General features: G+C 68.8%; 21 protein-coding genes. 12 read left to right on the top strand and 9 right to left on the bottom strand.

The genetic code is table 11. The annotated features are described in order from the left end of the window. Window positions 1-83: 83 nt before the first annotated feature. Window positions 84-2,165, top strand: coding sequence for a cell cycle histidine kinase CckA (gene cckA, locus J2728_RS12425; protein ID WP_310000102.1), 2,082 nt, complete (start codon window positions 84-86; stop codon window positions 2,163-2,165). A 151-nt stretch (window positions 2,166-2,316) separates the two neighbouring features. Here cckA and J2728_RS12420 read toward each other — a convergent pair whose 3' ends face one another. Both J2728_RS12420 and meaB read right to left on the bottom strand, forming a co-directional pair. After that, window positions 2,317-2,634, bottom strand: a complete 318-nt coding sequence (locus J2728_RS12420) for a hypothetical protein (protein WP_309999541.1) — start codon at window positions 2,632-2,634, stop codon at window positions 2,317-2,319. Window positions 2,635-2,755: 121 nt separating this feature from the next. Next, window positions 2,756-3,739, bottom strand: coding sequence for a methylmalonyl Co-A mutase-associated GTPase MeaB (meaB, locus tag J2728_RS12415; protein WP_309999539.1), 984 nt, complete (start codon window positions 3,737-3,739; stop codon window positions 2,756-2,758). Window positions 3,740-3,878: 139 nt separating this feature from the next. On the opposite strand from meaB, the gene J2728_RS12410 reads away from it, so the two are divergent. Beyond that, window positions 3,879-4,352 (top strand): DUF4112 domain-containing protein, encoded by a 474-nt coding sequence (locus tag J2728_RS12410; RefSeq protein WP_309999538.1) that lies wholly within the window; start codon window positions 3,879-3,881, stop codon window positions 4,350-4,352. On the opposite strand, the gene scpA is transcribed toward J2728_RS12410, so the two are convergent. Beyond that, a complete protein-coding gene (gene scpA / locus J2728_RS12405; RefSeq protein ID WP_309999537.1) occupies window positions 4,349-6,499 on the bottom strand; it encodes a methylmalonyl-CoA mutase in 2,151 nt (716 codons plus the stop codon). The two genes, J2728_RS12410 and scpA, sit on opposite strands and share 4 nt — an antisense overlap. Before the next feature lie 3 nt (window positions 6,500-6,502). Further along, window positions 6,503-7,894, bottom strand: coding sequence for a methylmalonyl-CoA mutase family protein (locus tag J2728_RS12400; RefSeq protein ID WP_310000100.1), 1,392 nt, complete (start codon window positions 7,892-7,894; stop codon window positions 6,503-6,505). A 233-nt stretch (window positions 7,895-8,127) separates the two neighbouring features. Between J2728_RS12400 and J2728_RS12395 the strand changes: the two genes are divergently transcribed. The 5 genes from J2728_RS12395 (at window position 8,128) to J2728_RS12375 (ending at window position 15,148) form a co-directional block, all read left to right on the top strand. Continuing rightward, window positions 8,128-9,135 (top strand): NAD(P)H-dependent flavin oxidoreductase, encoded by a 1,008-nt coding sequence (locus tag J2728_RS12395; RefSeq protein WP_309999536.1) that lies wholly within the window; start codon window positions 8,128-8,130, stop codon window positions 9,133-9,135. Window positions 9,136-9,228: 93 nt separating this feature from the next. Further along, window positions 9,229-9,966, top strand: coding sequence for a DUF2793 domain-containing protein (locus tag J2728_RS12390; protein ID WP_309999534.1), 738 nt, complete (start codon window positions 9,229-9,231; stop codon window positions 9,964-9,966). Window positions 9,967-10,304: 338 nt separating this feature from the next. Continuing rightward, window positions 10,305-10,880 carry a TMEM165/GDT1 family protein gene (locus J2728_RS12385; RefSeq protein ID WP_309999532.1) on the top strand — a complete coding sequence of 192 codons (576 nt, stop codon included), beginning with the start codon at window positions 10,305-10,307 and terminating at the stop codon, window positions 10,878-10,880. A gap of 174 nt (window positions 10,881-11,054) precedes the next feature. Next, complete coding sequence (locus J2728_RS12380; RefSeq protein ID WP_309999530.1) at window positions 11,055-14,672, top strand: hydantoinase B/oxoprolinase family protein; 3,618 nt, start codon at window positions 11,055-11,057, stop codon at window positions 14,670-14,672. After that, entirely contained in the window at window positions 14,672-15,148 is a 477-nt protein-coding gene (locus J2728_RS12375; RefSeq protein WP_309999529.1) for a low molecular weight protein-tyrosine-phosphatase, read from the top strand. Before J2728_RS12380 ends, J2728_RS12375 begins: the two co-directional genes overlap by 1 nt. 3 nt (window positions 15,149-15,151) lie before the next feature. Here the strand turns inward: J2728_RS12375 and J2728_RS12370 are convergent, their stop codons facing one another. From J2728_RS12370 to J2728_RS12355, 4 genes are all read right to left on the bottom strand, one after another. Further along, window positions 15,152-15,643, bottom strand: a complete 492-nt coding sequence (locus J2728_RS12370) for a hypothetical protein (RefSeq protein WP_309999528.1) — start codon at window positions 15,641-15,643, stop codon at window positions 15,152-15,154. 143 nt (window positions 15,644-15,786) lie between these two features. Then, on the bottom strand, window positions 15,787-16,419 hold the full coding sequence (locus J2728_RS12365) for a DUF1190 domain-containing protein (RefSeq protein WP_309999527.1): 633 nt from the start codon (window positions 16,417-16,419) through the stop codon (window positions 15,787-15,789). A gap of 11 nt (window positions 16,420-16,430) precedes the next feature. After that, window positions 16,431-16,844, bottom strand: a complete 414-nt coding sequence (locus tag J2728_RS12360; RefSeq protein ID WP_309999524.1) for a DUF350 domain-containing protein — start codon at window positions 16,842-16,844, stop codon at window positions 16,431-16,433. Between the two features lie 10 nt (window positions 16,845-16,854). Next, a complete protein-coding gene (locus J2728_RS12355; RefSeq protein WP_309999523.1) occupies window positions 16,855-17,496 on the bottom strand; it encodes a YjfK family protein in 642 nt (213 codons plus the stop codon). A 156-nt stretch (window positions 17,497-17,652) separates the two neighbouring features. Between J2728_RS12355 and J2728_RS12350 the strand changes: the two genes are divergently transcribed. From J2728_RS12350 to J2728_RS12340, 3 genes are read left to right on the top strand one after another with little or no spacing between them, the layout of a single operon-like run. Then, window positions 17,653-18,324, top strand: a complete 672-nt coding sequence (locus J2728_RS12350; protein WP_309999521.1) for a YjfI family protein — start codon at window positions 17,653-17,655, stop codon at window positions 18,322-18,324. A gap of 24 nt (window positions 18,325-18,348) precedes the next feature. After that, the gene (locus tag J2728_RS12345) at window positions 18,349-19,101 is read left to right on the top strand and encodes a PspA/IM30 family protein (protein WP_309999520.1); all 753 of its coding nucleotides are present in this window, start codon (window positions 18,349-18,351) and stop codon (window positions 19,099-19,101) included. Further along, the gene (locus tag J2728_RS12340; protein WP_309999518.1) at window positions 19,101-20,264 is read left to right on the top strand and encodes a glutathionylspermidine synthase family protein; all 1,164 of its coding nucleotides are present in this window, start codon (window positions 19,101-19,103) and stop codon (window positions 20,262-20,264) included. The genes J2728_RS12345 and J2728_RS12340 overlap by 1 nt, the downstream gene beginning before the upstream one ends. On the opposite strand, the gene J2728_RS12335 is transcribed toward J2728_RS12340, so the two are convergent. Continuing rightward, complete coding sequence (locus J2728_RS12335) at window positions 20,261-21,019, bottom strand: copper homeostasis protein CutC (protein WP_309999515.1); 759 nt, start codon at window positions 21,017-21,019, stop codon at window positions 20,261-20,263. The genes J2728_RS12340 and J2728_RS12335 overlap by 4 nt on opposite strands. A gap of 53 nt (window positions 21,020-21,072) precedes the next feature. On the opposite strand from J2728_RS12335, the gene J2728_RS12330 reads away from it, so the two are divergent. Together J2728_RS12330 and J2728_RS12325 are read left to right on the top strand one after the other, a co-directional pair. Continuing rightward, a complete protein-coding gene (locus J2728_RS12330) occupies window positions 21,073-22,101 on the top strand; it encodes a glycosylasparaginase (RefSeq protein ID WP_309999513.1) in 1,029 nt (342 codons plus the stop codon). Window positions 22,102-22,178: 77 nt separating this feature from the next. Then, window positions 22,179-23,042, top strand: a complete 864-nt coding sequence (locus tag J2728_RS12325) for a dienelactone hydrolase family protein (RefSeq protein ID WP_309999511.1) — start codon at window positions 22,179-22,181, stop codon at window positions 23,040-23,042. Window positions 23,043-23,174: the final 132 nt, after the last annotated feature.

Here is a 23,174-nt window from a genome sequence, read left to right as displayed (position 1 = left end):
GACCTAGCCCTCGGGAAAGGTTATTGTTTCAACGATCTCCGGTGAGTCGCGGGCTTGCCGTAACCAAGGTATTCATGCCGCCGATGGCCGATCTTCACCTCCAGGACAGAGCCTTGGCCGGCGCGGCGCGCCGGCGCTTCGATCCGTGGTTGGCGGGCGCGGCGATTTTCTTCCTGGCGGCGGCCGGTTTTTCGGCCGCGCCAGCGCTTAAGGCGGGCCCGGCCACCCTGGCGGGTCTGCTGCTGCTGCTGGGCGTGGCGGGCGTCGCCGTTCTCGGCTTGTTGGCCATCCGCGGCGCCGCGCAAGGCGGCGACGATTCCGATCAAGCCGAGACCTTTATCGCCGCCTTGAGCGAGCCAGCCAGCCTGTCCGCGCCGGACGGCCGGGTGCTGGCGGCCAACGCCGCTTGGCGGGCTCTGATGGGGGCGCAGCGTCGTCTGCCCAAGGGCGTGGCTGGCGCCGACCTCTTCGCGGCCATGATCCGGGCGCGCAACGGCGAGATGGCCGAGGGCGCGCTGCGCGCCGGCGAGATCGATCACCGCGCCAAGGTGTCCTGCCTGCCCGGCGGCCGTCTGCTGATCCGCCTCTCGCCCGTCGCGACTCCCGAGCCCGTCGCCGAGCCCGTCGCGCCCGCGCCCGTCGCCGAGCGCGCCGCGCCGCCGCCCAACTCGCTGGACGCCTTCGCCGGCGCCTCGCCGTTCGGCGCGGCCTTGCTGGAAGGTCTGGATCCCTTCACGTCCCGCGTTCTGGAGGCCAACCCCGCCCTCACCACCATGACCGGCGCCAAGGCTGGCGTGGTGTTTGGCGACCTGATCGACGCCGCCTCGCGCGCCGACACCGAAGCGCGGCTGGCCGAAGGCCGCGCCGGTCCCTACGAAGTGCGCCTGGCCCGCGACGCCACCCGCATCGCCCACCTCTATCTCTATCGCGCCGAAGGCCGCCTGGTGGCCTACATGATCGACGTGTCCGAGCAGAAGCAGATCGAACTGCAACTCGCCCAGGCCCAGAAGATGCAGGCGATCGGCCAGCTGGCGGGCGGCGTGGCCCACGACTTCAACAACCTGCTGACAGCCATCCAACTGCGCCTGGACGAACTGCTGCACCGTCACCCGGTCGGCGACCCGTCGTACGAGGGGCTCAACGAAATCCGCCAGACCGGCGTGCGCGCCGCCGATCTGGTCCGTAAGCTGCTGGCCTTCTCGCGCAAGCAGACCGTCCAGCGCGAAGTGCTGGACCTGGGCGAGCTGATCTCCGAGTTCGAGGTCCTGTTGCGCCGTCTGCTGCGCGAGGACGTCAAGCTGATCACCGACTACGGCCGCGACCTGCCCCGGGTGCGGGCCGACAAGAGCCAGCTCGAAACGGCGGTCATGAACCTGGCCGTCAACGCCCGCGACGCGGTCCGCGCGGCCAAGGGCGGCGGCGTGGTGCGCATCCGCACCGCGCGCCTGACTCGCGACGAGGCGATCCAGCTGGGCTTCCCGGCGGCCGACGATGATTGCGCCTTCATCGAGGTCAGCGACGACGGCCCCGGCATTCCGCCCGACGTGATGGGCAAGATCTTCGACCCGTTCTTCACCACCAAGCCGGTGGGCGAAGGCACGGGCCTGGGCCTGGCCACCGTCTACGGCATCGTCAAGCAAAGCGACGGCTGGATCCACGTCCATAGCCGCCCGGGCGAAGGCGCGGCGTTCCGCATCTTCCTGCCGGTCTACGAAGCGCCCGCCGGTGTCACCTTGGCCGCCGAGGCCGCCGCCGCCGAGCCGGCCAAGCCCCGCGCCGCCCGCGACCTCTCCGGCGCCGGCCGCATCCTGTTCGTCGAGGACGAGGACGCCGTCCGCAGCGTCGCCGCTCGTCTGCTCCGCGCCCGCGGTTACGAAGTGCTGGAGGCCGCCGACGGCGAGGAAGCCCTGCTGATCGCCGAGGAGCACGCCGGCACGATCGATCTTCTGATCAGCGACGTGATCATGCCCGGCATCGACGGCCCGACCCTGCTGAAGAAGGCCCGCGGCTATCTCGGAAACGCGCCGGTGATGTTCATCTCGGGCTATGCCGAGGCCGAGTTCAGCGACCTGCTGGAAGGCGAGACGGGCGTGACGTTCCTGCCCAAGCCGATCGACATCAAGACCCTGGCCGAGCGGGTGAAGCAGCAGCTGCAGGCGGCCTAGGTCTTCAAGCTTTCGCGGGCAGGGACCGCGAATTGCGCGGCAACGCCGCGCTGACCAGGGCGAAAGCGCCGACCGCGAGGACCAACGCTCAGATCAGGATCGCGCGGGTCATGCGGCGAGGGGGCGCGATCCCGGCGCCGCGTCCATAGGACTAGCCTAGGCGCGCCTTGGCTTCCGGCGGCGCGATCTGGTCGAACAGGATCCGCAGGTGTTGATCCTTGGCGTGGTCGTTGTGCAGTTCCCACGACAGGGAAATCGGCAGTCGCAACCGACCCCCGTCCGGCAGTCTCGCGACCAGCACGCGCCACGAGAAGCCGTCGCCCGGATCGCCCAGCGGGTCCCTGAATTCCAGCGGCGCGGGATCGCGCAGCCGGAAGCGCCGCTCGGTGTTGGCTTCGAACCAGGCGCGATCGGCCTCGGCGGTCGGATCCCTGGCGGGGACGATCTTGGCGGTGACTTTGCGAACCATGGCCCGTCCTAGCACCGTTGGCCCGCTGTTCCCATCCGCGAGACATGAGTGAAAAGCCGCTCAAGCGGCGATGTCAGCGGTGATCGACCGCCCGCGATTGGCGGAGCGCTAGACCGGACGGTCAAAGCAAGCCGAACGCATCCAGAAGCTTGTCGGCGGCGGCCGAGGCGGGGACTTGTCCCGCGCGCACGGCCGCTTCGAGGTCCGGCGCCAGAGCGGCCACCGCCGGCGCGTTTCGGAAGGCGTCGCGCAGACGATCCTCGACCATCGCCCACATCCACCGCGCGTCCTGGTCGGCGCGCCGGGCGGCGCGCGCGCCATTGGCGGTCATGATCTCGCGATGGCGCTGGATCTGGGTCCACAGCACGTCGAGGCCCAGGCCCGTCAGGCCCGAGGCGGTCAGCACCGGCGGCGTCCAGTCCGGGTGGGCGGGGGTCAGGATATGCAGGGCGTTGCGATAGTCGCGCGCCGAGCGTTCGGCCTTCGCCGGATCGGCGTCGGCCTTGTTGATGACCAGGAGGTCGGCCAGCTCGATCAGGCCCTTCTTGATGCCCTGCAGCTCGTCGCCGCCCCCGGGGATCAGCAGAGCCAGGAAGATGTCGACCATGTCGGCGACGACCGTCTCGGACTGGCCGACGCCGACGGTCTCGACAATGACCACGTCGAACCCGGCCGCCTCGCACAGCAGCATGGCCTCGCGGGTCTTACGCGCCACCCCGCCCAGCGCGCCGCCGGACGGGGAAGGGCGGATATAGGCGTTGGGCTGGACACTGAGCTGTTCCATCCGGGTCTTGTCGCCCAGGATCGAACCGCCGTGTCGGCCTGAGGACGGATCGACGGCCAGCACCGCGACCTTGTGGCCGGCCTCGATCAGGTCGCAGCCGAACCGTTCGATCGTCGTGGACTTGCCGGCGCCGGGCACGCCGGTGATCCCGATCCGCTGGGCGCGGCCGGTCAGCGGCATGAGCCGGGACAGCAGGGTCCGCGCCGCGACCTGGTGATCGGCGCGGCGGCTCTCGACCAAGGTGATGGCGCGGGCCAGGGCGGCGCGGTCGCCGCCGACCAGGCGCTGTTCGAGGACGTCTATGTCGAGACCAGGGTTCACGAGTCCTCGCTTAGCCGACGCGGTCAGATCGCGAAACCCAAACGGGTCGGCGACGCGACGGCCTGGCACTTGCCGCGGCGTCGACGCGGCACGATCTGATACCCATGCAACGAGGTCCGAGACGGAGCGTTCTGCGAGCATGACCGAGGATGTCTCAATGGCCGCCGCCTATGCTGGCCCGCGAACGGGCCCCGTGGATGACGCGCGGTTCAAGGCGCACCGCGCCTGGCGGGCGGCCGAGACCATCAAGCGTCTCTCCGACCGCCTGATCGGCGTGGGCCCTGTTGGTATCGGCCTCGACGGCGTGCTGGCCTGGGTTCCAGGCGTGGGCCTCGCCTACGGCCTGGGCGCGGGCGCGCTGCTGTTGTTCCATGCCGCTCACGCCAAGGCCTCGCCCAGCACGATGGGCAGGATGGCGGCCTATCTCGCCGCCGATAACCTCTCCGACACCGTGCCGGTCCTCGGCTGGGCCGTGGACACGATCTTCCCCGGCCACCTGATGGCGGCCAAGGCGCTGCAGAAGGACATCGAGGCGCGTCATGGCCTGCCGGAGGAAGTCGCCTTCGAGCGGAGCCAGAAGAAGCGCGGTCTGTTCCGGCGTAGGTCCGTCTAGGCCGCTTCCTGCGTGTAGCCCAGCTGCCGGTTGAGCTGGTCCAGGAGTTCGATGGCCGCCTCGGCGATCACCGTGCCCGGCGGGAAGATCGCCGCCGCCCCGGCGTCGCGCAGAGCCTGGAAGTCCTGGGGCGGAATGACCCCGCCGACCACCATCAGGATGTCGTCTCGGCCTTGCTTGGCGAGCTCGGCCTTGAGCTCCGGCGCCAGGGTCAGGTGACCCGCCGCGAGCGAGCTGGCGCCGACCACGTGCACGTCGTTCTCGACCGCCTGGCGCGCGGCCTCGGCCGGGGTCTGGAACAGCGGTCCGATATCGACGTCGAAGCCGAGATCGGCGAAGGCCGTGGCGATGACCTTCTGGCCCCGGTCGTGACCGTCCTGGCCCATCTTGGCGATCAGGATGCGGGGGCGGCGGCCGTCGGCCTGCTCGAACGCCTCGACCATGGCCTTGGCGCGGGCGGTCTTCGGATCGTTGCCGGCCTCCTTCATGTAGACCCCCTGGATCGACTTGATCTCGGCGCGGTGGCGGCCGAACACCTTCTCCAGCGCGTAGCTAATCTCGCCCACGGTGGCCTTGGCGCGGGCGGCGTCGACGGCTAGGGCCAAGAGGTTGCCGTTCCCCCGCGCGCCGTCCTCCAGAGCCTTCAGGGCGGCCTCGGTGGCGGCCGGATCGCGCTCGGCCTTCAGGCGGGCCAGCTTCTCCAGCTGTTGGGCGCGGACCGAGCCGTTGTCGACCTTCAGCACCGGGATGTCGTCGGCGACCTCGGGCTTGTAGCGGTTGACGCCGACGACGCTCTGCTTGCCGCTGTCGATGCGGGCCTGGGTGCGGGCGGCGGCTTCCTCGATGCGCAGCTTGGGCAGGCCCTGCTCGATGGCCTTGGCCATGCCGCCCAGCGCCTCGACTTCCTCGATGTGGGCGAGGGCCTTCTGGGCCAGCTCGTAGGTCAGGCGCTCGACGTAGTAGCTGCCGCCCCAAGGGTCGGCGACACGGGTCGTGCCGCTCTCCATCTGCAGGAAGAGCTGGGTGTTGCGGCTGATCCGGGCCGAGAAGTCGGTCGGCAGGGCCAGCGCCTCGTCCAGGCTGTTGGTGTGCAGGCTCTGGGTCTGACCGTTCACGGCGGCCATGGCCTCGACGCAGGTGCGGGCGACGTTGTTGAACACGTCCTGGGCCGCCAGCGACCAGCCCGACGTCTGGCTGTGGGTGCGCAGGGACAGCGAGCGGTCGTCCTTGGGCTCGAACTCGCGCTTCATCAGGCGGGCCCACAGCAGGCGCGCGGCGCGCATCTTGGCCACTTCCATGAAGTAGTTCATGCCGATCGCCCAGAAGAACGACAGGCGCGGCGCGAACTGGTCGATGCTCATGCCGGCCGCGACGCCGGCGCGGGCGTATTCGACGCCGTCGGCCAGGGTGTAGGCCAGCTCCAGGTCGGCCGTCGCGCCGGCCTCCTGCATGTGATAGCCGCTGATCGAGATCGAGTTGAACTTGGGCATGTTCGCCGAGGTGAAGGCGAAGATGTCCGAGATGATCCGCATCGAGGGCGCGGGCGGATAGATGTAGGTATTCCGCACCATGAACTCTTTGAGGATGTCGTTCTGGATCGTCCCGGAGAGCTTGTCGGGGCTGACGCCCTGCTCCTCGGCCGCGACGATGTAGAGCGCCAGGATCGGCAGCACCGCGCCGTTCATGGTCATCGACACGCTCATCTTGTCGAGCGGGATGCCCGAGAAGAGCGTGCGCATGTCCAGGATCGAGTCGATGGCCACGCCGGCCATGCCGACGTCGCCCTTCACCCGCTCGTGGTCGCTGTCATAGCCCCGGTGGGTGGCGAGGTCGAAGGCCACCGACAGGCCCATCTGACCGGCCGCCAGGTTGCGGCGATAGAAGGCGTTGGAGTCCTCGGCCGTCGAGAAGCCGGCGTACTGGCGCACCGTCCACGGGTTGGTCACGTACATGGTAGGGTAGGGGCCGCGCACATAGGGCGCGACGCCCGGATAGCCGCCCAGGAAGTCCAGGCCCTGGATGTCGCTGGCGTCGAAGGCCGGGGCGACATCGACGCCCTCGGGCGTGCTCCAGGCCTTGCCGACCGGCGCGGCGCCGGGGGCGACCTCGGCGAAGTCGATCGTCGTGAAGTCTGGGAACTTGGTCACGGCTCAGGCTCCCTCGAAGGCGGCGGCGAAGCGGATGGGCGTCAGCGCGGCGCACTTGCTGTCCGGCCCGGGGAGGCGGACGTCCGGCGCGGCGACCGCGAAGGCGGCCGGATCGGGCGTCTCGACCTCCGGCGTCTTGTCGTCGGCGTTGGGGAAGACGGTGACGCCGAGGATCTTGCGGGTCTTGTCGGCGAAGGCGGTTTCCTGCGCCGCGCGGGTCTTGGCGACGCCGCTGGCCACGAAGCCGCTCTCCAGCGCCTTGATGATCCCGCCGGCGGCCTCGATGGCCTGGAAGTCGTTCCAGGCGGCGCGGGCCAGCTGGTCGGTCAAGCTGTCGAGGTACCAGGCCCCGCCGGCCGGGTCGGCGACGCGGCCGAGGTTGCTCTCCTCCATCAGGACCAGCTGGGTGTTGCGTGCTTGGCGGCGGGCGAAGGCGGTGGGCAGGCCGATGGCGTCGGTGAAGGCGTCCAGCACAATGGCGTCGGCGCCGCCGACCGCCCCGGCGAACCCGGCCGAGGTCAGCCGCAACAGGTTCGTCCAGGCGTCGGCCTTGGCCAGCATCCGCCGCGACGAGCGGGCCTCGATCTTGGCGGAAACGGAGACGCCGCAAGCCTCGGTCAGGCGCGCCCACAGCGCCTTGGCGGCGCGCAGCTTGGCGACGCCCGTGAAGTATTCGCCGTCCAGGCTGACGCCCAGAACGATGCGGTCGAAGGCCTCCCGCGTCGACAGGCCCGATCGCGTCAGCGCTTTGGCGTAGGCGAGGGCGGCCGCGGTCATGGCGGCCAGTTCCTCGACGTTCGAGCCGCCGGCCTCGTGCGTGGCGCGTCCGGTGGCTAGGAACAGGCTGGCCTTGGCGTAGGTCGAAGCCAGGCGCGTGGCCACGGTCGCGGCGTTGAAGACGTGGCTCTCGATCGGGCCGTGACTGGAGCCGGCCCGCATGAAGGCGGTCAGCGGATCGAGGTGGAAAGCCAGCGGCGCGTTCGGCGCGGCCTTGGCCAGGGCGCCCAGCCAGTCGGCCGCCTTCGGACCCAGGAAACCGGCGTCCAGCGCCACGGGCGCCAGGTCCAAAAGCACGCCCGACAGGGCCTTGGCGAGATCATCGGCCGAGCCGACCGCGATACCATTCTCGCCCGAGGGATCGAGCTGCAAAAGCACCGAGGCCGCGCCGCCTTCGAGGTCGGTCAACACGTCCTTGGCGACGCGCGCTGGATCGGGATGGGCGGCGCGGACGCGCAGGTCCCACGGCCGCTCGGCGTCGCGGAGGCGCAGGTCGCGGGCGACGGCGACCCCGTCCTTGGCGGTGTAGAGAGGCTGGATCGTCACGCCGTCCGGCGTGGCGGTGGTGAGGGTGTCCTCGAAGCTCTGACCCTTCAGGGTCTTCTCGACCAGGGCCATCCAACGCGCGCGGGTGGCGTCGTCGCCTTGCGGACCAAAGTCCTCGGCCAGGGGCGTGGTCGCCTCGGTCAAAGCGTCTCTCTCCTGCACTGCAGCATTGTTATTTTTGATCGTGATGCGCCCCTGCCGCTACGGCCGTCAAGCCTTGCGCGAGCGCCAAACGAGCGTTTAAGCTGAACGGTGATCATATATTCGGCGCTCAAGCCGATCTCCAAAGGGGAGAACCTTCGCCCATGGCCCTGCCGCCGATCCTGCGTGACCGCCTGCGCCTTCCCGTCATCGCCTCGCCGCTGTTCATCATCAGCAATCCCGACTTGGTGATCGCCCAGTGCAAGGCGGGCATCGTGGGCTCGTTCCCGTCGCTGAACGCGCGCCCGCTGTCGCAACTGGACGAGTGGCTGGCGCGGATCACCGAAGAGCTGGCCGCCTACGACAAGGCTAACCCAGACACCCCCTCGGCGCCTTTCGCCGTCAATCAGATTGTTCACAAGACGAACAACCGGCTCGAGGAAGACATCGAGCTGTGCGTGAAGTACAAGGTCCCGGTGGTCATCACCTCGCTGGGCGCCCGCGAGGACCTGAACCAGGCGATCCACTCCTACGGCGGGATCACGCTGCACGACGTCATCACGGACCGCTTCGCCCGCAAGGCGATCGAGAAGGGCGCGGACGGCCTGATCCCGGTCGCGGCCGGCGCGGGCGGCCACGCCGGCACGCTGTCGCCGTTCGCCCTGATCCAGGAGATCCGCCAGTGGTTCGACGGGCCGGTGGCGCTGTCGGGCTCGATCGCCTGCGGTCGCTCGATCCTGGCCGCCCAGGCGATGGGGGCGGATCTGGCCTATATCGGCTCGGCCTTTATCGCGACCGAGGAGGCCAACGCGGTGGAAGGCTACAAGCGCGCCATCGTCGAAGGCCAGGCCGACGGCATCGTCTATTCGAACCTGTTCACCGGCGTGCACGGCAACTACCTGCGCTCGTCGATCGTCGCCGCGGGCCTGGATCCGGACAACCTGCCGCAAAGCGATCCGTCCAAGATGAGCTTCGGCTCCGGCGGCAATCAGGAGGCCAAGGCCTGGCGCGACATCTGGGGCTCGGGCCAGGGCATCGGCGCGATCAAGGAAGTGCTGCCGGCCGCCGAACTCATCGCGCGTTTCGCGGCCGAGTACGAGCAAGCCAAGGCCGAACTCGCGGCCAAGACGGCGCTTACCTCTGGAAATCATTTGGCTTTCGCCGCCGAATAGACGGGCGTTCGACGGGGACGGAGACCGCGCCGTCCCCCGCCCTGACAGCGGCATGATGCTGGGAGCGTCTTCCATCGCTCCCGGAGCCGCTCCATGTTCGATGACGTCACGCCCCGCCTTGGCCTGCCCTATGTGGTCGCCGCCCAGGCGCAGAAGCATATCCCGATCAACGAGAGTTTCGCTCGGCTGGACGCTCTTATTCAGCTGGCCGTCGAAAGCCGAACCCTCGCCGCGCAGCCGGCCAATCCCGTCGCCGGCGGCGTCTGGATCCTGCCGACGGGAGCGTCCGGCGCGGCGTGGACGGGCCAACCGGCCGGCACTCTGATGCGCTTCGAGGCCGGCGCCTGGGAGGCGCTCGCGCCCGCCGAGGGCGTGCTGGCGTGGGTCAAGGACGAGAACCAGATGGTGGCCTTCGACGGCGCCGTCTGGACGCCGCTGTCGACGACCTTCCGAAGCCTGACCGCCGCGGCCTCGCCGAGCCTCGCCAACACGCGGCTCGAGATCCTGGAGCAGGAGGTGACCCTGTCGGGCGCTTCGACCGCGACCAGCATCGTCATCCCCAACCGGGCGATCGTCCTGGCGGTCTCGACCCGGACCACCGCCGCGATCACGGGCGCCACCGCCTACAACTGCGGCGTCGCGGGCGAGGCCAGCAAGTTTGGCGGCTCGCTGGGCGTGGCCAAGAATTCCAGCAACATCGGGGTTGTCGGACCGACGGCCTACTACGCCGATACACCGGTTGTGCTGACCGCCGTCGGCGGCAACTTCGTCGGCGGCAAGGCGAGGGTGGCGATCCACGTGATGCGCTTCGACGCGCCGGCCTCCGTCTAGTCCCTCCCCCTCGATGGGGGAGGGGAGGGTGGGGGTGATCCATGGCCTTTATGGCTGAGCCGCCGCTTCACCCCCATCCCCGACCCTTCCCCCGTCAAAGGGGGAAGGGAGATTGACCTGATCTCTCTCACCCGCTACACGCGCCCCACCTTTGGGGAGTAGCCGCCCGCGCCTATCAGCGGGCCCCGCCGTCAACACACTTGCTTCTCCGGAAGCATGGCGCGGGGAAGGGAAGCGGACTTGAAGCTTCCTTGGCGAGACCAGTGGCGCCGATCTCTATCCGGGCCGGGTGGGGCATCGACGCTATTGGCATGCGCCCGGCCCGGAGGACTATTTCAGTGGAAGCCCTGCTCGTCTCGACCCTGGTCGTGGCCATCGCCGAGATCGGCGACAAGACCCAGCTCCTGGCCATCATCCTGGCCACGCGGTTCAAGAAGCCTGTCCCGATCATCCTTGGCATCCTGGTCGCCACGCTCGCGAACCACGCCCTGGCCGCCACGGCGGGCTACTGGGTGTCGGACTTCTTGAGCGGCGCCTGGTTCAAGTGGGCCATCGCCATCTCCTTCATCGCCATGGCAGGCTGGGCCCTGATCCCCGACAAGGCCGATGACGAGGAGGGCCAGAACGCTGGCCGCTACGGCGTGTTCCTGACCACCACGATCGCCTTCTTCCTGGTCGAGATGGGCGACAAGACCCAGATCGCCACCGTGGCCCTGGGCGCCAAGTTCCATTCGATCGCCTGGGTCGCCGCCGGCACCACCCTGGGCATGATGCTGGCCAACGTCCCGGCCGTGTACCTGGGCGAGGCCGCCACCAAGGTCGTCCCGCTGAAGTACGTGCGCATCGGCGCCGCGGTGATCTTCCTGTTGCTGGGCCTGTGGCAGGCGGCGGAGTTGCTGGGGGTTCTGAGGTAACCCCGCCAAAGCGCGTCATCCCGGCCGAAGCGCGTAGCGCGTTGCGCCGGGACCCAGGGGCGGCGCGCACGGCGCTGCGTCACTCCTGGGTCCCGGATAGCCTCGGCGAGGCTTCCGGGATGACACGGGTTGTGAACCCGCTATGACGGGGGCGCTAAGGGAGCAGCCCAACTCATGACCGCAACCGATCAACAGCCGCGCGGCTGGGAGTTCTGGATCGATCGCGGCGGCACCTTCACCGACATCGTCGCGCGGCGGCCGGACGGGGCGCTGGTCACCCACAAGCTGCTGTCCGAGAATCCCGAGTACTACGCCGACGCCGCCGTGGCGGGCGTGCGCGCCTTGCTGCCCCAGGGCGCGGCGATCGACGCGGTCAAGATGGGCACCACCGTCGCGACTAACGCCCTGCTGGAACGCAAGGGCGAGCCGACGGTGCTGGCGATCACCAAGGGCCACGCCGACGCGCTGCGGATCGGCTACCAGGCGCGGCCCAAGCTGTTCGAGCGCCATATCGTCAAGCCCGAGGCCCTCTATGACCGCGTTGTCGAGATCGACGAGCGGATGAGTGTCGAGGGCGAGGTGTTGCGGCCGTTGGATGAGGCCGCCGCGCGCGCCGGGCTTCAAGCCGCATACGACGCCGGCTTCCGCGCGGTGGCGATCGTGTTGCTGCACGGCTTCCGTTTCACCGATCACGAGGCGCGCGTCGCCGCCATCGCTCGCGAGATCGGCTTCGTCCAGGTCTCGGTCAGCCACGAGGTCAGCCCGCTGATGAAGCTGGTCGGCAGGGGCGACACGACGGTGGTCGACGCCTACCTCTCGCCGATCCTGCGCCGCTACGTGGACCAGGTCGCCGGCGCGCTTCAAGCAAAGGAAAGAGGGGGCCACGACACGCGGCTGCTGTTCATGCAGTCGAACGGCGGCCTTACGGACGCGCGGGCCTTCCGGGGCAAGGACGCCATCCTGTCAGGTCCCGCCGGCGGCGTGGTCGGCATGGCGCGGACGGCGGCCGAGGCCGGGTTCGACCGCGTGATCGGCTTCGACATGGGCGGCACCTCGACCGACGTCTGCCACTACGCGGGCGAGTACGAGCGGGCCTTCGAGACCGTGGTGGCGGGCGTGCGGATGCGCGCGCCAATGATGAACATCCACACCGTGGCGGCCGGCGGCGGCTCGATCTGCGGCTTCGACGGCGCGCGGCTGCGCGTCGGCCCGGCCTCCGCCGGCGCGGTTCCCGGACCGGCGGCCTATCGCCGGGGCGGGCCGCTGACGGTCACCGACTGCAACGTCATGCTGGGCAAGCTGCGTCCGGAGTTCTTTCCCAAGGTGTTCGGCGCGAGCGCCGACCAGCCGCTGGACGTCGAGGCCGTGACACGCGGCTTCCAGGCGATGGCGGCGGAGGTCGCGTCGGCGACCGGCAAGGTCATGGCGCCCCAAGAGATCGCGGAGGGCTTCGTCACCATCGCCGTCGAGAACATGGCCAAGGCCGTGCGGCAAATCTCGATCCAGCGCGGCTACGACGTCACGCGCTATGTCTTGGCGTGCTTTGGCGGCGCGGGCGGCCAGCATGCCTGCCTGGTCGCCGACGCTCTGGGGATGACCCAGGTGATGATCCACCCGTTCGCGGGCGTGCTGTCGGCCTATGGCATGGGCCTGGCGGACCTGCGCCTGATCCGGGAGGAGACGGTCGAGCGGCCCCTGAACGCGGCGGGCGATCTCGCGACGCGGGCGACGGTTCTGGCCGGCGAGGCGACGACCGCGTTGCGCGCTCAGGGCATCCCCCTGGTATCGGTCGAGACACTCGCCACCTTGCGCGTGAAGTACGCGGGCACGGACACGCCCATGGTCGTGCCGTTCGGCGAGCCGGCCGAAGTCCGCGCGACCTTCGAGGCGCTGCACCAGCGCCGGTTCGGCTTTACCTCCCCGGCGACGGCGCTGGTGATCGAGACCCTGTCGGTCGAGGCGATCGGCCATGCCGACGCCGGCGCCGAACCAAGCTTCGGCGCGACGAGGGCGATGGGACCGCCCGAGGCCTTGGCCGCGGTCGAAACACGCATGGCCGGCGCCCTCCAGGCCACGCCGGTGTTCGATCGAGTGGTCCTGGCGGTCGGCGCGGAGATCCTTGGTCCCGCGATCATCCGCGAGGCCACCGGCACCACGGTCGTCGAGCCCGGTTGGCGCGCGACCGTCGACGCCCGATTGAACCTGATCCTCGACCGCGTTGTCGCCCTGCCGAGCCGCAAGGCGATCGGGACGGATGCCGATCCGGTCATGCTGGAGGTGTTCAACAACCTCTTCATGGCCGTGGCCGAGGAGATGGGCTTCGCCCTTCAGAACACCGCCTATTCGGTCAACATCAAGGAGCGGCTGGACTTCTCCTGCGCCCTGTTCGACCGTGAGGGAAACCTGATCGCCAACGCCCCGCACATGCCGGTGCACCTGGGCTCGATGGGCGACAGCGTGCGGGCGATCCGCGACGCGCGCCTCTCGGACGGTCGCGGCATGAAGCCCGGCGACGTCTACATGCTGAACGCGCCTTACAACGGCGGCACCCACCTGCCGGACGTGACCGTCGTCATGCCCGTGTTCGATGTGGCGGGCGCGCTGCTGTTCTACGTCGCCGCGCGCGGGCACCAGGGCGACATCGGCGGGATCACGCCGGGCTCGATGCCGCCGAACAGCAAGACGGTCGAGGAAGAGGGCGTCCTGATCGAGAACTTCCTGCTGGTCGAGGACGGTCGGTTCCGCGAAGCCGAGACCCGGGCCCTGCTAGCCTCTGGCGCGTGGCCGGCCCGCAATCCCGACCAGAACATCGGCGACCTGAAGGCTCAGATCGCCGCCTGCGCGCGCGGGGCCGAAGCGCTCACAGCGATGGTCGCCGAGTTCGGCCAGGACGTCGTCGAGGCCTACATGGCCCACGTCCAGGACAACGCCGAGGAGGCCGTCCGCCGCGTGCTGGCGACGATGAAGAGCGGCGCGTTCGCCTACGAACTGGACGACGGCGCGGTGGTGAAGGTCGCGATCACGGTCGACCAGAAGGCCCGCGCCGCGCGCGTCGACTTCACCGGGACCAGCGACCAGGTTCCGACCAATTTCAACGCGCCGGCCTCGATCTGCCGGGCGGCGGCGCTCTATGTCTTCCGCACGCTGGTGGACGACGAGATTCCGATGAACGACGGCTGCCTGCGACCGGTGGAGTTGGTGATCCCCGAGGGCTCGATGCTGCGGCCGCGTTATCCGGCGGCGGTGGTGGCCGGCAATGTCGAGACCAGCCAAGTGGTGGTCGACGCGCTTTACGGCGCGCTGGGCGTGATGGCCGCGGCGCAAGGGACGATGAACAACTTCACCTTCGGTGACGATCGACGGCAGTACTACGAGACCATCTGCGGGGGCTCTGGCGCGGGGCCTGACTTCGACGGGACCGACGCGGTCCAGACCCACATGACCAACAGCCGCCTGACCGACCCCGAGGTGCTGGAAGCGCGCTATCCGGTGCTGGTCGAGGCCTTCTCGATCCGGCGCGGCTCCGGCGGCGAAGGGACGCATCGCGGCGGGGAAGGGGTCGTGCGCAAGATCGGCTTCCGAGAACCGATGACTGTCACGCTGCTCTCAAACCGTCGTCGCGTCCCGCCCTTCGGCATGGAAGGCGGCCAGCCCGGTGCGCTGGGCGCGGCGCGTATCGAACGCGCCGACGGCGAGGTTCAACCCTTGGCGGCCACGGATCTGGTGCGAGTCGGCGCGGGCGACGCTATCGTGATCGAGACGCCGGGCGGCGGCGGCTGGGGAAGGGCTTGATGGCGAAAGCTTCGGTTCTGTTCGTATGCCTGGGCAACATCTGTCGTTCGCCCCTGGCCGAGGGCGCGTTCCGGGCCGAGGCCCAGCGGATGCAGCTTGACGTGCTCATCGACTCCGCCGGCACGGGCGGCTGGCACGCCGGCGAGCCGCCGGATCCGCGCGCCATCGCCGCCGCGCGGCGCAACGGCGTCGACATCACCCGTCAACGGGCGCGCAAGGTGACCAAGGACGACTTCCGCAGCTTCACCCACATCTACGCGTTGGACGAGACCAATCTGAGCGGCCTGCGGGCCTTGGCGCCTCGGGACGCGACGGCGGAGCTGGGTTTGTTGCTGGATCTTGTGCCCGGTTATGAGGGCAAGGCGGTGGCCGATCCCTATTACGGCGACGCCAGCGACTTCGACGCGACCTGGCGCGACGTCGAGATGGCGGCCCGAGCCTTGGCCCAGCGCCTGGCGCATCAAGGGTATCGGTAGAGGTCAGTGCAAGGTCGGCCGCGCCGTCGGCGCGCGCGCCGGCTCGTCGAACCGGAGCGGCAGGGCCAGCGCGTCATGGGCCAGGGCCATGTTCAGAAAGCGAGCGGCGACGATCACCGGCTCCGGCGTCGTCACCATATCCTCCAGTAGCCGGCCGGCGATCTCCGGCGAGGCCGGGCAGACCCCGCAGGCGGTGATCAGCCGCTGCTCGTCCTCGGCGTAACCCTGGCGGCAGGGGGCGGCGATGCACAGGGGGCGGCGCACCTGGCCTTCGATGGTCGTCATCATCAGGATGAAGGCCGACGCCACGCGCGGGGAGACGAGGGCGCCGGCCTCTCGCGACAGGCGCGCGCCCGGTTCTTGGTCCAGCACGCGCGCCGTCACCCACTGGCGCAGCATCCAAAGCAGCACGCGTTCGCCGCGCGTTAGCTCCATCGGGCCGCAATCGTCGACGCAAGCGCCGTGGAAGAGATCGGGGAAAAGGTCGGACCGCACGCCGGAAATCTCCTCGCCGAGCAGGGGGCCGACACCCGCCCTGGCGAACCGACTTCGGTGAGCGGCCCGACGCGTTCTTGCGAACACTTCTCAACTAAACGAGATGTCTAGTTGCGAGTCAATCGCAAAAATTATCGGGCGCCTTATCCGCCGAAGCCGCCCTTGTGGCTTCCGCTATAGGCATAGCTGCGACCACCGCCGAAGCCGCCGCGCGAGACGACCGAAGTGCGGGTCTGAACCTTGGGCGGTGCGTTGCGGATCGTGTCGGGCGGGTCGATGCTCTCGCGCGTAATGACTGTCCGGCCCGTGCCGTAGTCGCGTCCCAGGCGTCCGCCCCAGGTGGAGTAGTAGCCGTCGTTCCCGCGATAGAGCCCTGTCCCGCGGTAGCCTCCACCGTCCAGCATCCGGCCGATCACGAAACCGGTGAGCAGGGGCGTGAAGAAGCTGCCGCCGCCTTGCTCGCTGCGCGGCACGCAGTTGCCGGCGCCATAGACGTCCTCGCAGGAGGCGCGGGCCTCATAGCGCGGCGCGTTCTTCTGGTCGTCCTTCTGGGCGGTCGCCCAGGACGTGTCGCATTGCTGGTCCGAGACCTCGTTGGCGGCCTTGCACTCCTCCAGCGACTTGTAGCTGAAGGCCTCGACCTGCTCGCCGCGATTGGGGTCCCAGCTGGCCTGGGCGCCGGCGCCCGGGTCATCGCAACCCGCCAGGGTCAGGCTGGCCGCCCCGGCCAGCATGGTCGTCAGTCGCAGCGAGGCGGAGCGCTTACGGGTGCTCATGGCTCCGCTCCTCACGCCGTCATGCAGGCGGCGTTCAGAACGCCGACGGCGATGGAGATGCCCGCCAGATAGACGCCGATCGAGGTCTCGCCGTTCTCGATCCGCGCCTTGACGTCGGGCAGGGCGACCAGGCGCACGCCGGTGAAGGCGGCGATCTGGATGACGCCGGCCAGGGTCGCCCAGGCGGCGAACTCGGGCAGGCTGACCGTGTGGCTCAGCGCCGAGGCCAGCGGCAGGACGTAGCCGATCAAGGCGCCGGCCAGGGCGATGGCGGCGGCCAGATTGCCCTGCCGGATCAGCGCCTTCTCGTTGTAGGGCGTCACCCACTGGTAGATGTACTTGAAGGCGATGGTGAACAGGCCGGCGGCCACGAAGGCCACCAGGAACGCGATCGCTCCATCCTGGAACGCCGTGAAGTCGAACATCGGCCTCTCCTTAAGCCTTGAACTCGCCCACCGACAGCGGCAGGCCGATCATCGTCTCGTGCGTCACGTCACCGTCCTCGGGCTCGGCGGTCAACGCCAGCAAAAGCTCGCGGCCTTCGCCGCCCGAAAGTTCGCGGTGAAATAGCATGGTGGTCTGGAAGAGCCGCCGGTCGGGCGCGGCGCCTTCGCGGTCATAATAGACGTCTTCCCACAGCGTCACGGGATCCTGGCGCTCGGCGTCCTCGCCGAACCAGAAGCGGCGGTACTCGGGCAGGCCCTCGGCCTGGAACGCGCGGGCCCGCAGGCGCTCGGCCCACAGGTCACGATCAGCGCGATCGGCCGGATACTCGCTGGACCACGGAACAAAGACGGTGAAGTCATTGGCGCGCTGGCCCTCGCGGTCGTCCGAGACCACCTGGAACAGGATTTCGTCGTCCGTATAGAAGCGGTGCACGAACGCGCCGTCGTTCAGGTGGATCAGGCCTTGGGCCGTGATCTCCAGAGTGTCGCGATCCAGGGCGAACTTCGCTTCGCCGCTGAAGCGCCGCCAGGCCAGAGGATCCAGCACCACGGTCCGGCCGATGGTCACGTTGCGGATGACGGGCAGGGCGGGGCGCTGGGCGTCCTTTCTGCCGAAAAGCTTTCCGAACATCGCCGTTCGCGAGCCCTCGAATACCTGGCCGGCGTGCCCATCTAAGCGACCAGGCCAGCTCTACCGCCGGACGCGCTTGTCCCTTGGCGAAGTGGGGCGCAGGATGACGCCGGACGACGCCTTGTCAAGCGTACATGTTATGCGTACATGTAACGCATGCCTGCCAAACCGACGAGAGGCGCCCAGGCCGCCGAAAGAACCAGGGCGTGGCGTGAAGCCCGTCGGCAAGCCGGCTTCGTGAAGATCGAGGTCTGGGCCCCGGCGGCGTGCAAGCCCGACATCCTTTCGGCTGTCCAAGCCATCGTCGTGGAGTCGGCCCGCGGGCCGGCCCTGAAAACCAACCCCAACCCTCCCAAGGGCGTGAGACACATGGATTCCGTTATCGACACCGCCTGGACGATCCACACCTTGCGTGACGGACTGGTGGAGAGCTCGCTCGTCCGCGAGGACGAAATGACCGTCACCGTCGTCGAGGGCGTCGAGCCCGTGCTGCTGGTCGTGATGCACGAGTTCGGCGACCTGCCGATCTATGTCAGCGGCGGCGGTTTGCAGCTGGTGGTTTCCACCCTGCTTTGGCCCTGCGACGAGCAGAACGACCGCGCGGCCTTCAATGAATTCCTGCTCAAGGCCCAGAAGATCGTACCGCTGTCGAACTTTGGCATCACGACCATCGAAGGCCGCGACTATTACGAGCTGATGGGCGAGATTTCGTCCAAGACCACCCTGCAGACCCTGTTGATCGAGCTGCGCACCCTGGCCGACAACGCCATCGCCGCCGCCAGCGATCTGCGCGACACCTTCGAAAAGAGCCGCGGCGCGGCCGCCTAACGAACAAGACCTGGAGACCTTCTAATGTCGATCTGGAGCAAGCTCTCGGCCCTGTTCCGCGGGACCGCGCACGACGGGGCGCAGACCATCGTGGACGCCAACGCCTTGCGGATCCTGGACCAGGAAATCCGCGACGCCGACAACGCCCAGGGCAAGGCCCGGGACGAACTGGCCAAGCTGGTGGCCCGCCGCCGGTCGCTGGAGACCGAGGTCGCCAGCCTGACGGATCAAATCCGCAAGTACGAGGCCTCGGCCCGCGCGGCCATGGGCAAGGGTGACCAGGCCCTGGCCCTGGAAGTGGCCCAGCGCATCGCCGATCTGGAGAAGGACGCGACGCAGAAGTCGACCCAGATGAGCGAGCTTCGCGCGGCGGAGGAAAAGCTGCGCACGATCATCGCCCAGACCGACACCAAGGTCGAGGCGCTGCGCCGCGAGATCGAGATCGTCAAGGTCAACGAGAGCGTCCAGAAGGCCCAGGCCGCCGTCATCTCGCGCTCGGGATCGGCCAGCGGCGTGGTCGGCTCGGCGGCTGACAGCCTCAAGCGCATCAAGGAGCGTCAGGCCGTCCGCGAGGAGCAGTTCCGCCTGCACAGCGAGACCGAGGACCGCAAGACCGGCGCCGATCTCGACGCCAAGCTGGCCGCGGCGGGCATCCTGCCGGGCGGCGGCGGGGCCGAGGACGTTCTGGCCCGCCTGATGGCGCCGAAGGACGAGGCTCTGCCCGCGCCGATGCTGGCCATCGAGGACAAGGTGAAGGCCGGGTCCAAGGACGCCTGATGCGCCGTCTTGCCCTGACGCCTCGGCCGGACTGGAAGTCTCGGGCCGAGGCCGTCGGCTTCACCTGGCATCACGCCGACGGTCGCCGCTACTGGGACGAGCGGGCGGCCTACGCCTTCACGCTGGAAGAGGTCGAGGGCCATCTGGAGCCCGCGACCGAGGCGCTGCACAAGCTGTGTCTGGACTTCGTCGAGGAGGCCGTGGCCAGCGACGCCTTGATGGCGAAGCTCCAGATTCCCGAAGCCTCGCGCGACGTCGTGGCCGCCTCGTGGAAGGCGCGCGATCCGTCGCTCTATGGCCGCTTCGACTTCTTCTACGACGGGGCGGGGCCGCCGAAGCTCTACGAGTACAACGCCGACACCCCGACCAGCATCTATGAGGCGGCGGTGTTCCAGTGGCTGTGGCTGGAAGACCTGATCCAGCGCGGCGCGTTGCCCGACAGCACCGACCAGTTCAACAGCCTGCACGACCAACTCGCCGAGCGCTTCAGGGCGATCTTCCCGAACGGCGGCTTCGTCCACTTCGCCAGCGATCCGGACTTCGTCGAGGACCGCCAGACGGTGCGGTTCCTGGAGGACATGGCGCGGCTGGCGGGGCTGGAGCCCAAGTTCGTCCCGACGACGCAGATCGGCCTCGACGCCGACGGCCGCTTCGTCGACCAGGACAACTACCTCATCGGCGCGATGTTCAAGCTGTACCCTTGGGAGGACATGCTGCGCGAGCCATACGCGGCCAACATCGGCGGCTCCAAGACCCTGTTCATCGAGCCGCCGTGGAAGGCGCTGCTGTCCAACAAGGCGCTGCTGCCGCTGCTTTGGGAGCGGCATCCGGGGCACCCCAATCTGCTCGAGACCTATTTCGACGACGATCCCAAGGTCGAACGCCTGGGATCGAGCTACGCCCGCAAGCCGCTGTTCAGCCGTGAAGGCGCGAACGTCGAGCTCTGGACTAATGGCCGCAAGGGCCGGGTGCTGGACCAGGGCTATGGCGCCGAAGGCTGGATCCGCCAGGAACTGAAGCCGCCGCCGCGCTTCGGCGCGAATTACCCGGTGGTCGGCTCCTGGGTGATCGGCGACCAGCCGGCCGGGATTGGCGTGCGCGAGGACCGGGGCCGCGTGACGCGTGACCGCTCGCGGTTCGTGCCGCACATCATCGAGGGCTAGGACAAGCCGCGCAGGATCCGCGCGACCTCGGCCACCGTGGCCTGGTCGGTGTCCTGCAGCGTCGGCGGAACAAAGCCCATGGCGCCCAGCTTCGACGCCGGGTCCGCGCCCGGTCGCGCGCCGCCGAACGAGCCGTGGACTTCGCGCACGCCGGTGCTTTGGACGAGCTGCCCGACGTTCGAGACGCGCACGCCGGCGCCGGCCAGGATGCCGATGCGGCCGTTCGCCTGGGAGACGAGGGCGGCGATCCGCTCGGCGCCGACCAATGCGCTGATCGCCCCGCCCGAGGTCAGCACGCGCTCGAAGCCCATCTCGACGGCGATCTCCAGCGCCGCCGACTGATCCGCCACGAGGTCGAAGGCGCGGTGTAGCGTCATGCCCAGGCCTTGCGCGTGCGCGACCAACCCGCCCAGCACATCGAGGTCCAACTCGCCGTCGGGCCGGCTGGCGCCGATGCTGACCCCCGCGAGGCCGTAGGCGCGAACCGCGTCTATGTCCCGCTTCATGGTGTCCAGGTCGCGCGCGTCGTAGCAAAAGTCGCCGTTGCGTGGCCGGATCATCGGATAGACGGGGATTGGCGAGGCGGCCGCCAGCGCCATCAGCCCGGGGGCGGGCGTGAGGCCTTGCAGCGTCAAGGCCGCGCAAAGTTCGACCCGATCCGCCCCACCAGCGATCGCCGCCGCCAATCCGGCGGGCGTATCGACACAGACTTCCAGCAGGACGCGCCCTTCCACGAGATTATTGGCGGCGGTCATGGTCTCTCTCCGGCCGTGTTACGGATTCGGCGGTCTTCTTGGAGCACACCGGCATGATGAATCGTAGAGGCTTGATTGGCGCGACCCTGGCTGGATCGGCGATGATCAGTGGGCGGGCAGCGGCGGCGGGCGAGAGCGTTCAATTGCAAGGACCCTGCGTGATCTCGACCTGGGACTTCGGCGTGCCGGCCAACCAGGCCGCCTGGGCTGTGCTGTCGAAAGGCGGCCGCGCATTGGACGCCGTCGAGGCGGGCGCGCGCGTTCCCGAACAGGACCTGAAGAACCACAGCGTCGGCCGCGCCGGCTATCCCGATCGCGACGGCCATGTGTCCCTGGACGCGTGCATCATGGACGAGTTGGGCAACTGCGGCTCGGTCGCGGCCCTGGAGCACATCGCCCATCCGATCTCGGTCGCGCGTCGGGTCATGGAGAAGACGCCGCACGTGATGCTGGTAGGCGCGGGCGCGCTGCAGTTTGCCCTGGAGCAGGGCTTCCCGCGCGAGGAGCTGCTGACGCCGGAGTCCCGCGCCGCCTGGGAAGCCTGGAAGAAAGAGGCCAAGTACCAGCCGAAGGCCAACAGCGAGGTCGGCGACTACGGAAAGACCACGGGCCAGCTGGGCACGCCCGGCGGCGCGAACAACCACGACACCATCGGCATGCTGGCCATCGACGCCAAGGGGAACATCGCCGGCGCCTGCACCACCAGCGGCATGGCCTGGAAGATGCGCGGCCGGGTGGGCGACAGCCCGATCATCGGCGCGGGCCTCTATGTCGACAACGAGGTCGGCGGCGCCACCTCCACCGGCGTCGGCGAGGAAGTGATCCGCAATGTCGGCAGCTTTCTCGTGGTCGAGCTGATGCGCCAGGGGCGCTCGCCCGAGGCGGCCTGTCGCGAGGCCGTCGAGCGCATCCTGAAGAAGAAGCCCCAGGCCAAGGACATCCAGGTCGGCTTCCTGGCCATCAACAAGAAGGGCGAGGTCGGCGCCTGGGCGATCCAGTCGGGCTTCAGCTACGCGCTGTGCGACGGTCGAAAGCAGGACCTTCTGCTGCCGGGCAAGGCGACCTACGCATCCGGAGCCTGACCTACGACGTAAAGTGGATAGGCGAACGGATAACGCGGTTATAGCGTGCCCGACCAACCCATCCGGAGGAGACCGCCATGTGCGATGACGATATCCACCAAGGCCTCGTGCACGACCCCAGCGTTTCCCGCCGCGCCTTCGGCCTGATGACGGTCGCCCTGACCGGTGTCGCGACCGTGGCCCGCGCCGACGACACGGTCGTGGAGAAGGATGTCGAGATCAAGACGCCCGACGGGACCGCCGACGCGGCGCTGTTCTATCCGAAAGCCAAGGGCAAGTTCCCGGCCGTGCTGCTCTGGCCCGACGTGATGAGCCTGCGGCCGGTGTTCCGCGACATGGGCCGTCGCCTGGCCGCGGCCGGCTATGTCGTGCTGGTCCCTAACCTCTACTACCGCGTCCAGAAGGCGCCGGTGATCCAGGGCAGCTTCAACTTCGCCAACCCGGACGATCGCGCCAAGCTGATGCCAATGCGCGCCTCGGTCACGCCGGAGGGCACGGCCAAGGACGCGGTCGCCTATATCGCGTTCCTCGACGCTCAGCCCCAGGCCAACAAGGCCAAGAAGGTCGGCGTGCAGGGGTACTGCATGGGCGGACCGCTGTCGTTCCAGACCGCCGGCGCTGTCCCGGACCGCATCGCGGCCGTGGCTTCGTTCCATGGCGGCGGCTTGCTGACCGACAAGCCCGACAGCCCGCACCTGCTGCTGCCCAAGACCAAGGCGTCATACCTGATCGAGATCGCCGACAACGACGACAAGCAGGACCCGGCGGTGAAGGACAAGCTGAAGGCCGCCTTCGCCGAGGCCAAGCTGCCGGCGCGGGTCGAGGTCTTCGAGGGCGCCAACCACGGTTGGACCGTCAAGGGCAGCCAAGTCTACAACGAGGAAGCCGCCGAGCGGGCGTGGAGCAACCTTCTGGCGCTCTACAAGCAGGCCTTGGGTTAGGGCGATCGCGAAGGGCTCGGCTAGGCGCCGGGCCCTTTTGCTTTTTGCGCTGTATCAAATTTCCAGGGCGACGAAGCTTGCGATGAAAAAGGTAGGATGCTATCTAATTTAAATAGGAAGCTACCTATTTAA

This window comes from Caulobacter segnis, from assembly GCF_031454995.1.
GTDB lineage: Bacteria > Pseudomonadota > Alphaproteobacteria > Caulobacterales > Caulobacteraceae > Caulobacter > Caulobacter segnis_E.
The sequence above is the reverse complement of the archived record's forward strand: the minus strand, read 5'-3'. Positions and strand labels throughout refer to the sequence as shown.

What these genes read in the sequence shown, in the direction of transcription:
- J2728_RS12355 (WP_309999523.1), bottom strand. Translation starts at nt 17,496, where the DNA reads ATGTTCGGAAAGCTTTTCGGCAGAAAGGACGCCCAGCGCCCCGCCCTG.
- J2728_RS12330 (WP_309999513.1), top strand. Translation starts at nt 21,073, where the DNA reads ATGATGAATCGTAGAGGCTTGATTGGCGCGACCCTGGCTGGATCGGCG.
- J2728_RS12340 (WP_309999518.1), top strand. Translation starts at nt 19,101, where the DNA reads ATGCGCCGTCTTGCCCTGACGCCTCGGCCGGACTGGAAGTCTCGGGCC.
- J2728_RS12400 (WP_310000100.1), bottom strand. Translation starts at nt 7,894, where the DNA reads ATGGCCCTGGTCGAGAAGACCCTGAAGGGTCAGAGCTTCGAGGACACC.
- J2728_RS12325 (WP_309999511.1), top strand. Translation starts at nt 22,179, where the DNA reads ATGTGCGATGACGATATCCACCAAGGCCTCGTGCACGACCCCAGCGTT.
- J2728_RS12380 (WP_309999530.1), top strand. Translation starts at nt 11,055, where the DNA reads ATGACCGCAACCGATCAACAGCCGCGCGGCTGGGAGTTCTGGATCGAT.
- J2728_RS12390 (WP_309999534.1), top strand. Translation starts at nt 9,229, where the DNA reads ATGTTCGATGACGTCACGCCCCGCCTTGGCCTGCCCTATGTGGTCGCC.
- J2728_RS12375 (WP_309999529.1), top strand. Translation starts at nt 14,672, where the DNA reads ATGGCGAAAGCTTCGGTTCTGTTCGTATGCCTGGGCAACATCTGTCGT.
- J2728_RS12335 (WP_309999515.1), bottom strand. Translation starts at nt 21,019, where the DNA reads ATGACCGCCGCCAATAATCTCGTGGAAGGGCGCGTCCTGCTGGAAGTC.
- J2728_RS12395 (WP_309999536.1), top strand. Translation starts at nt 8,128, where the DNA reads ATGGCCCTGCCGCCGATCCTGCGTGACCGCCTGCGCCTTCCCGTCATC.
- cckA (WP_310000102.1), top strand. Translation starts at nt 84, where the DNA reads ATGGCCGATCTTCACCTCCAGGACAGAGCCTTGGCCGGCGCGGCGCGC.
- J2728_RS12365 (WP_309999527.1), bottom strand. Translation starts at nt 16,419, where the DNA reads ATGAGCACCCGTAAGCGCTCCGCCTCGCTGCGACTGACGACCATGCTG.
- J2728_RS12410 (WP_309999538.1), top strand. Translation starts at nt 3,879, where the DNA reads ATGACCGAGGATGTCTCAATGGCCGCCGCCTATGCTGGCCCGCGAACG.
- J2728_RS12350 (WP_309999521.1), top strand. Translation starts at nt 17,653, where the DNA reads ATGCCTGCCAAACCGACGAGAGGCGCCCAGGCCGCCGAAAGAACCAGG.
- J2728_RS12360 (WP_309999524.1), bottom strand. Translation starts at nt 16,844, where the DNA reads ATGTTCGACTTCACGGCGTTCCAGGATGGAGCGATCGCGTTCCTGGTG.
- J2728_RS12420 (WP_309999541.1), bottom strand. Translation starts at nt 2,634, where the DNA reads ATGGTTCGCAAAGTCACCGCCAAGATCGTCCCCGCCAGGGATCCGACC.
- J2728_RS12345 (WP_309999520.1), top strand. Translation starts at nt 18,349, where the DNA reads ATGTCGATCTGGAGCAAGCTCTCGGCCCTGTTCCGCGGGACCGCGCAC.